Below are 12,876 nucleotides of genomic sequence, written 5' to 3' on the forward strand. Positions count from 1 at the left end.
TGGTGTGCTCCTCTCGTCACGGGCGCGAGGCTCAGCTGGGCTCGGGCGCGAGGCGCCGCGGCGGGAACACCGGCTCGCCCACCGGCAGCCCGCAGGTGCGGAACTGGTGGGCCCGGGTCACCACCGCGGCGCCTTCCAGCAGGTTCAGCGCGATCTGCACGACCGTGCGGTTGGCGGGCTCGGCGAGGAAGCTGCCGGCGACCCAGCGGTTGAACGCCCCCATCGCCGGGCCGCACCAGATCTGGTAGTCGGTGCGCCGGCTGCCGTCCCCGGCCAGCGCCCACCGGCCCGAATTGCCCAGGTACCAGCGGAACACCAGCGCCATCCGGTGCTTGGGATCGCGCCGCGCGCGGTCGACCTGGCCGGGGTCGCGGGTCTGCCAGTACTCGGCCGTGCGCCGCCAGACGTCGTCCAGCGCCATGCCGAAGACGTCCCGTTCGAGCTTCGCCCGCTCGGCGCCGACGATGTCGTCGAGGCCCGCGTGCCGGCGGTAGGCCTCGTAGAGGGTGCCCGCCCGGTTGGCGAACATGGTGCCCCGGTGCAGGACCTGCACCTTCGCCCCGAGCTCGAACATGTCGGCCGCGGGCGCCATCGCCACGTCGGCGATGTCCGCGCCGGCCAGCATCGCCTTGGCGTCGTCGGACTGCCCCGACTCGGCACTGAGCTGATTGACCGACCCGGTCAGCACGTAGGCGGCGCCGAGCGCGAACGCCCCCGCGACGCCCCGCGGCGTGCCCAGGCCACCGGCCGCGCCGATCCGGGGGGTGGTGCGCAGCCCGAACCGCTCGACCACCCTGTCCCGCGCGGCCTGCACCGCCGGCAGCAGCACGGCCAGCGGACGTCTGTCGGTGTGCCCGGCGCTGTCGGCCTCGACGGTGATGTCCTCGGCGACGGGCAGCCCGGCCGCGAGCTCGGCCTCCTCGGCGCTGAGCTGGCCGGCGTCCACCAGGACGCGCAGCAGCGGCGCGGGCGGCGGCGACATGAACAGCTCGGCGACCTCCGGGCGGGAGATCTTCGCGAAGACCCTCGTCCGGCGCACGACGCTGCCGTCGGGCGCGCGCCGCAGCCCGGCCGCCGCGCACCGCACCACCGCCGGGGTGAGGGTCATGAACGCCGACGCCGACACGCACGGGACGCCGTGGCGCAGCAGCATCTCGGCGGTGCCGTTCTCCAGGCGTGCGTCGCCCGGCGAATGCAGCAGGTTGACACCCCAGTTGGGACGGCCGCCGAGCGCCCGGGCCAGGGTGGTCACCGCCTGCTCGACCCGGTCGAGGGGCAGGCCGCCGGAGCCGAAGAAGCCGAGCATGCCCGCCCGGGCCATGGCGATCACCAGGTCGGTGGTGGCGATGCCGGTCGCCATCTCGCCCGCGATGTAGGGGAAGCGGACCTGGTGCGCCTGGGTGAACGCCCGGTCACCGAGCCACTCCGGGTACACCGGCGGCAGCATCCCGACGACCGTGGACGTGGCCGGTCCCCCGCCGGCGACCTGGCCACCCAGCCCGGCGCCGAGCCCGCGGCCCGGCACCGACAGCACGTGCACGGGCTGCCGGATCTGGCGGGCGCAGGCGAGCAGCCCCGGTCGGTCGAACGCGGCCGGGTACGGGCCGGGGATCCAGACCAGCTCGGCCTCGGCCGGCGCGACCACGGTCATCGGGACGGCGGTCATCGGGACGTCCTCGTGACCGGCTCGCGGACGGACCGCCGCTCGCGTTCCCGACGGGCCCGGGCCAGTGCCTCGAGCCCGTCGCCGGTCGCGGTGGACGGCCGGGCGTCGGCCAGCTCGGGCTCTACCAGGTCACCGACACCGAGGGCGGCGAGCAGGTAGTCGCGGTCGATCCGGCGCCCACACGGGCGCTCGCCCAGGACGGTGCGGGCCCGGGTGTCGTCGAAGGTGTGCCGGTGCCGCAGATAGGAGGAGAAGCCGGGCAGCAGGTCGACCATCCGCTCGACGCGCGTCTGGTCCGCGGGCGGCTCCGGGACGGCGACCAGGTGCGCGGGGAAGAAGCCCTCGAACAGGTCGATGATCTCCGGCAGCGTGACCTCGGTGTCGCCGACGATGTGGTAGGTCGCGACACCGGCGGGCCGCGCGACGGCGGCGGGCTGCGCGTGGTCGGCGATCCGCACCATGTCACGGGCCGCGTCCTCCACCGCCATCACGTTGAGTCGCGCCAGCGGGTCACCGACCACCCGCACGGTCGGGCGCGGGGCGCCGTCCAGCTCCTCGGGGGTGAGCGTGACCTCGGCGGCCATCGAGACGATCATCATGACGGCCCGCGCGACCACGTCCAGGGTGTGCGGCGGGAGATCGGGGCTCGGCGGGAGGTCGGTGAGCAGCAGGCTCGGGCGGAACACCACCGCCGGCCGGCCGTGCCGGGCCGCCCACTCCCGCACGAGGACCTCGCCGTCGTGCTTCGACCGCTCGTAGGCGTTCTCGAAGCCCTCCGACGCGTCCAGGTCGTCCTCGTAGACGACCCGGGCGGACCGCGCACCGGCCACGAACGCGGTGCTGACATGGAACAGCGACGGGCGGCGCGGGCCGGCGGTGACCAGGTCCAGCACGTGCCGGGTGCCGTCGACGTTGGCGCGGTGCAACTGGCCGGGATCGCCGGCGAGCGCGGTGTCCGCCGCACTGTGCCACACCGCGTGGACGTTCTCGGCCAGCTCGCGGAACGCCCGGGCGTCGAGTCCGAGCGCGGGCTGCGCGACGTCGACCTCGACGACCCGGATCCGGCGCGGGAGGTCGGCGAGCAGCGCCGGGCCGGCGCCGGTCGCGATGAGGAAGCGCCGGACCCGGTCGAGCGCGTCGGGCGAGCCGGCGTGCGCGAGCAGGATCAGCCGGCGCCCCCGGTCGAGCAGCTCGCGGACGAGGCGCACGCCGAGGAAGCCGGTACCTCCCGTGATCGCGACCGCGCCACCGGCCGCCCGCGGGACCGTGCCGCCCGGCGCCTGTGCCGCCTCGTCCGCTCCCTCGTCACCCGCCGCCCGCGGGTCCGCGCCGCCGGTCGCATCCATACCGGTCACCCCCTGCCGGTTTGACCACCCGACGGGCACCGGGTCGTCGACCGACCCCACCCCGCCGCCAAAGGCACCGTCACGCACCGCTGCATTTTCCTTACGAGCAGTACCCACTCCGGCCTCGTGCGTACCCGCGCGGGCGGAAGGGACGGTTCGCCCGCGCGGGTCGACGGGGCGGGTCAGGGACTAACGCCGGGCGGCGGCGTGGGCCGGGGCTGGCGGGGGCGGCGGGGTGTGCGCCAAGGGTCGGCGCGGGGCGCGCGGGCGGATCAGCGGCGCGCCGCCTCGGCGCGGGCGACGACGCCGACGTCCGCCTGATCGGTGAACAGCCCGTCGATGCCCGCCCGCAGGTAGGTCACCTGCTCGTCGATGCCCCGGCCGAAGTCGCTCGGGCTGGTGCCCCGCCGCAGCTCCCCCGGCAGGAACGAGTTCTCGGCGCGGAACGTGTACGGGTGCACCAGCAGGCCGGCGGCGTGCGCGTTCGCGACGAGCGGTGTCGGTGCGCCGAGTTTCCCGTCGGTGCCGACCGGGATGACCTGGCCCTTCTCCGGCCCGATGCCGTTGGCGTAGGCCGCGATCGCCTTCAGGCCGGCGGGCGTCACCAGGTCGGCGTACGTCCGCGGGTCACCGGCGGCGACAAGGTCGTAGGGCGCCCCGCTCGCGCTCAGCAGCTGGACGGCGGACGTCCGCAGCCCGAGGCGGCGCAGCTCCGCCAGGTTCGTCGTCTCGAAGGACTGGACGAACACCGGCGCGTTGCGCGTGTTCAGGCCGTAGCGGTTCAGCAGGTCCAGCAGCCGCTTCTCCAGCGGGAGTCCGGCCTTCTGGAAGTACGTGGGGTGCTTGGTCTCCGGGTAGACGCCGATCTCGCGGCCGAGCTCCGCCGAGAGCCGCTTACGCAGGTCGAGAACCTCGATGAGGGTGGGGATCTCGAACCGCCCGTCGTACATCGTGTTCTCCTGCCGGATCGCCGGCAGCCGCTCCTTGGCGCGCAGCGTCCTGAGCTCCGCAAGGGTGAAGTCCTCGGTGAACCAGCCGGTGACCGGGATGCCGTCGAGCGTCTTCGTGGCCTTGCGGGCGGCGAACTCGGGCCGGTCGGCGACGTTCGTCGTGCCGCCGATCTCCGGCTCGTGCCGGCAGACGAGCTGGCCGTCCTTCGTCGCGACGAGGTCCGGCTCGACGAAGTCGGCGCCCAGGCGGGCGGCGAGCTCGTAGGAGGCCAGGGTGTGCTCGGGCCGGTAGCCCGAGGCGCCGCGGTGCCCGATCACCAGGATCCGGTTCCCCCGGCCCTGAGCCGCCGCGGACGGTGCCGCCGCCGGCGCGGCCACCGCCGCCGCTGACGCGGCCGGCGCCGTGGCCGCGACCAGCGGCGCGGCGGCGAGCCCGGCTATGAGACCACGCCGGCCCACGCCGCGCCGGCCGTTCCCGGTGCTCGTGCCCGTCCCAGCGCTCGTGCCGGTACCGGTGCTCGTGCCTGTCTCAGTGCTCGTGCCGGGCCCGTCCGGGCCGGGGAGATCCACCCCGCGAGACGCCACAGATCCTCCAACGCGGCGGCGGCGGCTCTCGCCGACGGCGCGTGCACCCAGCGAAGCAATCACCGCGAACGGCGGCATAGATCGAACATTGACCGGCGTGGTCGAACTCCGGTCCAGCCCGCGAACCATCGGGGTGGGTCAGGCCACGCGAGGGCGACATTCTGGTGAACTCCCGGTGCCGTGTCGCACGAACGACACGGCCGCGCCGCCTGATCCATGACGATCACCCCGTGCGCCCGATCCGTGACGATCACCCCGTGCGCCCGGCCCGCGTTCTCGGAATCGCGCTCGCCGTGCTGCTACTGCTGGCGGGGGTCGTCGTGCTCGCCGTCGTGCCGCGGCTCGGCGGGTCCGGCGGCGAGCTCACCACCGTCCGTGCCCTGGTGGGATCGGAGAAGCGGTCGTTCCTGAACGATCCCGACGTCACCAAGGCTCTCGCCGACGCCGGGTACCGGCTCGAGGTCGACGTCGCCGGCAGCCGGGACATCGCCACCAACCGGGACCTGACCGGCTACGACCTCGTCTTCCCCGCCAACACCCCGCAGGCCGACCGCATCCGCCGCGACCACGGCGTCACCCGGTCCAGCATGCCGTTCTCCTCGCCGATGGCGATCGCGACGTTCCGGCCGATCGCCGACCTGCTGACCCGCGCCGGGGTGGTGCGGGCCGAAGGCGGCACGTCCTACTTCGACATGCGCGCCTACCTGGATCTGGTGGCCGCGGGAACCCGCTGGTCCGACCTGCCGGGCGCCGACGCCGTCTACCGGACGGACCGCTCGGTGCTCATCGGGTCGACGGACGTCCGCACGTCGAACTCGGCCGCGCTCTACCTCGCACTCGTCTCCTACGTCGCGAACGGCGACGAGGTCGTCACCGACGCGCGCACCGCCGACCGGATGGCGGATCTCGCCGCCGGCCTGTTCCTGCGCCAGGGCTACCTGGACGCGACGACCGCCGAGCCGTTCGACGACTTCCTCTCCATCGGGATGGGCAAGGCCCCACTCGTGATGATCTACGAGGCGCAGTTCCTGGAACGGGTCCGGGCCGCGGACGGCTCGATCACCCCGGACATGCGTCTTCTCTATCCCACCCCGACGATCTACGCCCGGCACACGGTCGTCCCGCTCACCGACGCCGGGAACGCGGTCGGGACGCTGCTCACCACCGACCCCGAGCTGACCCGGCTGGCCGTCCGGCACGGGTTCCGGCCGAGCGACCCCGCCGCCGCCGGCGCGGAGCGCGAAGCGCGCGCCTCGAGCGCGGCGACCGGCCCCGCCGAGCTCGTCGACGTCGTCGAGCCACCCAGTCAGGAGATCTCCGAACGCATGATCGACCGCATCGAGGCCCGGTACGAGGAGGGGGCCGGATGATCCGGCGGGGCCGGATCATCCGGCGGGCCGCAGCCGGGCTGGCCGCACTGCTCGTGGCCGGGGCGATCGCCACCGCCTGCTCGGGCGGCGGTGACGGCGGTGACCCACCGCCGGGACGTCCTGGCGGCACCCCCGGGGCGCTGCGGGTGCTCGCGGGCTCGGAGCTGCGCGATCTCGAACCGCTGCTCGACGAGTTCAACGAGCAGACCGGCATCGAGGTCACGATGGAGTACACCGGAACCCTTGACGGCGTCGACCGGATCGCCGCGCGCGACCCGGCGGTCGACGCGGCCTGGTTCGCCTCCGACCGGTACCTGCGACTGGCCCCCGAGGGCAGGAACGCGGTCATCGACCGCATGACGACGATGATGTCCCCGGTGGTCATCGGCGTGCGCCCCGAGCTGGCGCGCCGCTTCGGCTGGGTCGGGAACCAGTCCGTCACCTGGGCCGACGTCGCTGCCAGGGTCTCGTCGGGCGAGCTGACCTACGCGATGACGAACCCGTCGGCGTCGAACTCGGGCTTCTCCGCCCTCGTCGGCGTCGCCGCCGCGCTCGCCGGCACGTCCGACGCGCTGACCCTGGACGACATCCGCCCGGCGGAGCTCACCGCGTTCTTCGGCGGCCAGGTGCTCACCGCCGGCAGCTCCGCCTGGCTGACGGACGCCTTCGCGACCACCGGCACACAGGCCGGGGCACAGCCCGGCGCACAGCCCGGGGGCCGGGCTGGCACACAGGGCGGGGGCCAGATCGGGGGAATGATCAACTACGAGTCGGAGCTGCTGACGCTGAACGCCGGCCGGCTGCGCTCGACGCCGCTCACCCTCGTCTACCCACGGGACGGGATCATCACCGCCGACTACCCTCTGCAGCTGCTGCGCGGCGAGCGGCGCACCGAGTACGAGCGGCTGGCCGGCTGGCTGCGCACGCCGGAGATACAGCGGCGCATCACCGCGCTGACCCACCGCCGCCCCGTGACACCGGGAGTACGCATCGACCCGGCCCCGTGGCCGGTGCGTGACCTTCCCGCCGAACTGCCGTTCCCGGCGACCCGCGCCGTCGCCGACCACCTGCTGAGCTCCTACCTGGACGAGTACCGCCGCCCCAGCCACGCGATCTTCGTCCTGGACGTCTCACCGTCCATGGAGGGCGAACGACTGGCGCTGCTGCGCACCACCCTCAAGGGGCTCGCCGGGACGGACGACAGCCTCTCCGGGCGGTTCACCCGGTTCCGCGGCCGCGAACGCGTCACCCTGATCACGTTCAGCGGCGCCGTGCATGACACCCTCGAGTTCACCGTCGACGACCCCGAGCCGGGTTCGGCCGGCCTGACGGCGATCTCCGCCGCGGCCGACGGGCTGACCCTGGGCTCCGGCACGGCGATCTACACCGCGATGACCTCGGCCTACTCCTACGCCGAGACCGCGGTACGCCGCGAACCGGACTTCCTGACCTCGATCGTGCTGATGACCGACGGGGAGAACAACCAGGGGGTCGACGCGGACGCCTTCCACTCCTCCTATACGGCCCTGCCCGGGACTGCACGGGCGGTGCGGACGTTCACCGTGGTGTTCGGCGACGCCCGGGTCGAGGAGATGCGCGACATCGCGCAGTGGACCGGCGGCGAGATGTTCGACGCGCGGTCGTCGTCGCTGCCCGAGGCGTTCCGCGAGATTCGCGGGTACCAGTAGCGGCGCCCCGGGGGGCGGCCCCGTACCGCGTCCACGCGGACTTCAGCGAAGGCCGGCTTGATTGTTCCGGCCCGCCTGCGCTTCGGCGGGTGGTCGCCGACGGGATGTCGCCTGCGCCGATCCGGGCACGAGCAGCACGGCGTGCGCGGCGCTCAGCGTTCGACCCCGTCGGCCTTCTCGCGGTAGTCGGTCGGCACGGCGCGGGCCGCCGGGTGCGCCCGCCCGGCGGTGCCGGCGGCGAAGGCCCGGAGCAGGTTCGCCGTGACCTGGGTGGTGAAGGCCCGGGGCGCCGGGCCGTGGACGCCGGGACCGCAGACGTCGTTGAGGGCGCACACCCAGGCGCTGGTGCCGGCGTCGAAGACACCGGCACCGGAGGGCGCCGTGTAGTAGGTGACGTCGGCGAAGTCGGGATCGTCCCGGCAGGTCACCGGCGAGTGACCGAGCACCTCGATCTGGCCGGGGGTTGGCACCGATGCGTCGACCCGGTCGTACTCGGGCCCGATCATCCCGGGGATGCGGTCGCCGGTCGCGGTGCCGGTGCCGGCCAGGAGCCAGTGCCGGGGGTTCCACACCGTCATGTCCGCGTGGGCCGGATTGCACTGGTACATGCCGCCGGTCAGTGAGCTCTCCGGGTCGGCGTTCGGTGGGGAGGGCCGGTTGGCGGTGATCCGTGAGTTGTCGACCCCGTACAGTGGGTCCTCGGCGGCGATCTTGTATCCGGCCTGGGTCCGGTTCGGCCCGGTTGGCGACGCCGACAGGCGGATACGGCGGTACACCGCGTTCGCGCCGAGGAACGCGATGTTCACCCCGCGGTCGCGTGCCGCCGTCAGCGCCGCGCGCATCTCCCGGCTGTAGTACTCGTCATGACCCAGGGAGATCACCGCGCGGGCCCCGTCGAGCAGGTGCGGGTCGGCGTGCAGGTCGATGTCCGTCGCGTACCGGACGGGCAGGCCCAGCCGCTCGGCGAGCATCACCAGCGGCTGCTCGTTGCCGGTGAAGTCCGCGGCGCCGTCCCCGAAGTCGTAGGGCCGGTCGAAGGAGACCACCCTGGCACGGTCGGTGAACCGCCCGGACGGTCCATGGTAGAGGCTGTAGCCTCCCCCAGGCGTTGTAGGCCTGCCAGGTGGTGACCGCGTTGAGGATCACGATCCGGCCCGGCTGCGCCGGGCCGCGGACGGTCAGCGGGACGTAGGCCTGCCAGCCGTCGGCGTCGTCCAGCCGGATCAGGTAGTCGCCCGCCGGCCAGGACGACGTCGCGAACGTCGTCGTCTGCCGCCATGACGTGGCGATCGTGTTCGTTCCCGGTGCCGGGCCCGGCACCGGCTGCCGGACGCCCGGCAACGGGCCCCGATGCTCGACCAGCCGGCACCCGTGACCGTCGTACCAGCCGACCCGGAAGACCGACACCGTGAGCGTCTGCGCCGTGGTCGACGAGAACAGCCGCACCGGCTCGCCGGGCGCGACGCTGGTCCGGTCAAACCAGCCCTCGACCTGGTGGGCGGTTCCCAGCCGCGCGAGCCCGCAGTCTCCCGGCAGCTTCGCGTTCTCCGCGCGCACGTCCAGACCGCCACCGGCATCCGCGCCGGATGGCCGGGCGGCTCCGCAGGCTGTGAACGCACCGCACAACCCCGCAACCGCCGCAGCGGCCGCGAACATCGCCACACCGAGCCGCGGCCGGCGACGTCCCGGTCGGCAATCGACGACAGCCCGCACGGGCCAGATCTCACCAAGCGTGGCCGGCGGTCACCGACAGCGACACGCGTTCGCCAGGCCGTTCGTTCTTCTCCTCGACCAGGGAGAGCGGCTCGGGGCGGAAGCCGTGACGGGCGCTGATCGCAGTCCCTGGCCGCGTGACCATCCGTTCGCCGCTGGTGTGCGAACCGGGGCTGGACGGGGCATCTCTGTCTGGTCCGGGGCGCCGGCGGAAGCGCACAAGGAGCGACGGACGGGGACAGCGATGGAATTCGGACCGCACGCCAGACATGGCCGGGCAGCGGAACTGCTCGTCTGCCTGCTCGCGCTGATCTCGTTCCTGGTGGCAGGCGCGTCGAGACAGGCCGGGGCGGCGTCCGGGGCGGTCGCGGCGGGATCGGTGGACGTTCCCGACGTCGTGTCCCGGGTCGAGCCGTCGGTCGTCACGATCATCGCCGGGTCGGAGCTGGGCAGCGGCGTCGTCTACCGGCAGGACGGCGTGATCGTCACCAACCAGCACGTCGTCGCGTCGGCCTCGAACGGGTCGGTGCAGGTGGCGTTCGCCGACGGCCGGCGGATGGCCGGGGACGTCCAGGCCGCGGACGAGATCAGCGACATCGCGGTGGTCCGGGTCGATCGGACCAGACTGCCGGCGGCGACATTCCGCCAGCAGCTTCCGCGGGTCGGCGAGCTGGCCGTCGTCATCGGCAGCCCGCTGGGGCTGGAGAACAGCGTGACCGCCGGTATCGTTTCGGGGCTCAACCGCATCCTGCCCGCCTCCGGCGGTGGCGGGGGCAGCCCGGCGGTCGACCTGATCCAGACGGATGCCGCGATCTCCCCGGGCAACTCCGGCGGGGCGCTGTTGGACGGTCAGGGACGCGTGGTCGGCATCAGCGAGGCGTACGTACCGCCGCAGAGCGGCGCCGTCTCCCTCGGATTCGCCATCCCGTCGGCGACGGTGGTCGACGCGGTCCGACAGCTCCTCGCTACCGGCAAGGTGCGGCACGCCTTCGTCGGCGTCCAGCTCACCACCCTCCAACCCCAGATCGCCGCGACCCTGGGGCTGGACGTCGACAGCGGGGCGCTTGTCCTGGACGTCACCGACAACAGCCCCGGGCAGAAGGCGGGGCTGCGTCCCGGGGACGTGATCCTGTCCTTCGACGGCAAACCGGTCTCCTCCGCGGAGGACTTCAGCGCGCGGCTGCGGGCGGTCGCCCCCGGGGACACGGTGGCCCTGGGGATCGACCGCGACGGGAACAACCGGCAGATCCAGGTCACGGTGACGGACCAGCCGACCTGAGCGTGCGCCGATCTCGCGGAGGTGGCCGCGGCATTTCCGCGAGCCGCCCAGCACCCGCCCGGACTCAGCGCCGCGTGGATGCCGCACGTGCCCCGACCGGGTCCGCTCACGGAGGAGGGCCGCTCGCCCAGAGGTGCCGGTCGCGACAGCGTGAGCTGGGCCGCCGCGCACCGTCGACGGGGGGCGCGACCTCGGCTCCCGCGTGGCCGTGGGTCGGGGGGCCGTCCCATACTGTTGCCTCCGGCGTGGCCTGCGGGCCCTCACCTCCGCGTGCGTCGGCGGTCAGAAACGCGAAGAGACCACCAACCGGACACGGCTGGATCAACCACCTGTATCCGGTGGTGATCCTCCGGAAGGCGCCTGCCACGGTGTTCCGTGGATCGGGCAGGATGTTCACAGACAGCGCCGCCCGGCGCGGGACGAGACTAGAGATGGTGACGACCTACCTGCTGGGCCTGGTATCCGCGGTGTGCTTCGGCGTATCCGCGGTGATCCAGCAGCGTGTCGCGTTCCACGCGCCGCCCGAGAACGTGCTGCGGCTGAGGCTGCTGCTCTGGCTGGTCCGCCGTCCGCTCTGGGACGTCGGCGTGTGCCTCTCGGCGATCGGCACGTTCGCGGCGGCGGCCGCGCTGGCCCGCTCGACGATCGCGTTCGTCGCCCCACTTCAGGTGTGCCAGCTGCTGTTCGCGCTGCCACTGGCGGCCGTCTGGGCCCGAAGACGGGTTCCGCGGCGCGACTGGGCCGCCGCGACCGCGACAGCGCTCGGCCTGGCGACCTTCCTGCTGGCCGGGGATCCGCACCAGGGTGATGTCGACGCGGCGACGACCGTGGGCTGGATCCTCACCGGCGCGTCGGTGGGCGGCCTGGCCATGTGGGCGGTGCTCGGCACCCGCCGGCTGGACCCGGCCCGCCGCGCCACCATGCTCGCCGGCGGGGCCGGCCTGCTCTCCGCGCTGCAGGGGGCCCTCGTCGGCGGGGTCGGCAGGCTCGTGGAGACGTCCGGGATCGGCGCGCTGCCGACCTCGTGGCAGACGTACGCGGTGGTCGTGGTGGCGCTGACCAGCGGCCTGCTCCTGCAGAGCGCCTACGAGATGGCCCCGCTGCCCGCCTCGCTGCCGGCCGCCGTGAGCATGGAGCCCCTCGCCGGCGTCGCCATCGGCGTGTTCCTGCTCGGCGGGATGCTGCGGGTCGGGCCGCTCGCCGTCGCCGGGCAGATCGCCGGCCTGATGATCATGATCTTCGGGGTGCGGACGCTCGCGACCTCGCCGCTGGTGACCGGGCAGCTGTCCCGGCTGCGGGCCCGTCAGTCGCAGGGCCAGCTCTCCCGGCTCGAGGACCTGCTCCACCGCGACCTGGAGACGCTGCGCACCGACCTGAGCCGGGGGCGCCGCGCCAGCACCGACCGCGCGCAGCGCCGGCAGTGCCGCCGCCTGCACAACGACCTCGACCGCATCCACTGCGAGCTCGCGAAGCTGGTCGACGACCGCGACCGGCTCGACGCCCGCATCCACTCGCTGCACACCGCCAGCGCGAAAGCGGCCACGATCTCCGGGCACGCGGCCGGCAAGGGCTCGGTTGACCCGGACTCGCCCGGGAAGCGCCCGGCCGGCAAGAGCCCGGCCAGCAAGAGCCCGGCCAGGAAGGGCTCGGGCGGCGGGGGCGCGGCCGGCGCCAGCAAGAAGGCGGCCGACCGGAGCGCGGCCCGCGGCCGACGCGGGCCCGGCGGAACACATGAGGCCAACGGCCACTCCGGGCATCCTGGCCTCGGGCAGCCAGGTCACCCTGGGCAGCCGGAGCTCGCCGGGCATGCCACCGCGGGGCGGCCGGAGGCCGGACCGCCCCGGGGGACGGCGCCGCGGCCCCGGCGTGCCCCCGGGATGGAGTCACGCCCGCGGCGGGCGGCGACCACCGCCCGCCTGCCCCGGGAGGGCCGGCCACTGGCGCGGGCCGCCGGCCCCGGCGGCGTGCAGGGTCAGCCGGGCGGCGCACCGGGCAACGGGCCCGGCCCGAACACGGGAAACGGCCCGAACACGGGAAACGGCGCGAGCAGGGGAACCGGCCCGAATGCGGGCGCCGGCCCGCGTACGGGTACTGGTGCCGGCCTGGGCGACGCGGCGGACGTCCTGACCGATCACGAGCTCACCGAGTCGCAGCGTTCCCTGGACGCGCGGGCTGATGCGCTCCTCTCCCAGGCCGAGCAGCTCTCACTGAAGGCCGACACGGTGCTGCGCTCCATGGTCCACTGATCACCAGGCCCTCTGACCAGACCTATCCTTGAG

Annotated in this window: 8 protein-coding genes and 1 pseudogene; 4 read left to right on the forward strand and 5 right to left on the reverse strand. The window is 74.0% G+C overall.

The window, feature by feature from the left end:
* Positions 1-31: 31 nt before the first annotated feature.
* The 3 genes from AC559T_RS15100 to AC559T_RS15110 form a co-directional block, all read right to left on the reverse strand.
* Positions 32-1,666, reverse strand: a complete 1,635-nt coding sequence (locus AC559T_RS15100; RefSeq protein WP_198541434.1) for a PfaD family polyunsaturated fatty acid/polyketide biosynthesis protein — start codon at positions 1,664-1,666, stop codon at positions 32-34.
* Positions 1,663-3,012, reverse strand: coding sequence for an SDR family oxidoreductase (locus tag AC559T_RS15105; RefSeq protein ID WP_498869138.1), 1,350 nt, complete (start codon positions 3,010-3,012; stop codon positions 1,663-1,665). Before AC559T_RS15105 ends, AC559T_RS15100 begins: the two co-directional genes overlap by 4 nt.
* A 272-nt stretch (positions 3,013-3,284) precedes the next feature.
* The gene (locus tag AC559T_RS15110; RefSeq protein WP_112105207.1) at positions 3,285-4,421 is read right to left on the reverse strand and encodes a glycerophosphodiester phosphodiesterase; all 1,137 of its coding nucleotides are present in this window, start codon (positions 4,419-4,421) and stop codon (positions 3,285-3,287) included.
* A gap of 356 nt (positions 4,422-4,777) precedes the next feature.
* On the opposite strand from AC559T_RS15110, the gene AC559T_RS15115 reads away from it, so the two are divergent.
* Complete coding sequence (locus AC559T_RS15115) at positions 4,778-5,917, forward strand: hypothetical protein (protein ID WP_498869139.1); 1,140 nt, start codon at positions 4,778-4,780, stop codon at positions 5,915-5,917.
* A complete protein-coding gene (locus tag AC559T_RS15120; RefSeq protein ID WP_498869140.1) occupies positions 5,914-7,605 on the forward strand; it encodes a vWA domain-containing protein in 1,692 nt (563 codons plus the stop codon). The genes AC559T_RS15115 and AC559T_RS15120 overlap by 4 nt, the downstream gene beginning before the upstream one ends.
* A 152-nt stretch (positions 7,606-7,757) precedes the next feature.
* On the opposite strand, the gene AC559T_RS15125 is transcribed toward AC559T_RS15120, so the two are convergent.
* Both AC559T_RS15125 and AC559T_RS15130 read right to left on the reverse strand, forming a co-directional pair.
* A complete protein-coding gene (locus AC559T_RS15125) occupies positions 7,758-8,651 on the reverse strand; it encodes a N,N-dimethylformamidase beta subunit family domain-containing protein (RefSeq protein WP_498869141.1) in 894 nt (297 codons plus the stop codon).
* Positions 8,652-8,763: 112 nt separating this feature from the next.
* A pseudogene (locus AC559T_RS15130) lies at positions 8,764-9,261 on the reverse strand (N,N-dimethylformamidase beta subunit family domain-containing protein); the annotation flags it as partial.
* Between the two features lie 301 nt (positions 9,262-9,562).
* Between AC559T_RS15130 and AC559T_RS15135 the strand changes: the two are divergent.
* Positions 9,563-10,597, forward strand: a complete 1,035-nt coding sequence (locus tag AC559T_RS15135) for a S1C family serine protease (RefSeq protein ID WP_498869142.1) — start codon at positions 9,563-9,565, stop codon at positions 10,595-10,597.
* Positions 10,598-10,986: 389 nt separating this feature from the next.
* A complete protein-coding gene (locus AC559T_RS15140) occupies positions 10,987-12,843 on the forward strand; it encodes a DMT family transporter (protein ID WP_498869143.1) in 1,857 nt (618 codons plus the stop codon).
* Positions 12,844-12,876: the final 33 nt, after the last annotated feature.

Source organism: Frankia sp. Hr75.2 (assembly GCF_949319125.1).
GTDB lineage: Bacteria > Actinomycetota > Actinomycetes > Frankiales > Frankiaceae > Parafrankia > Parafrankia soli.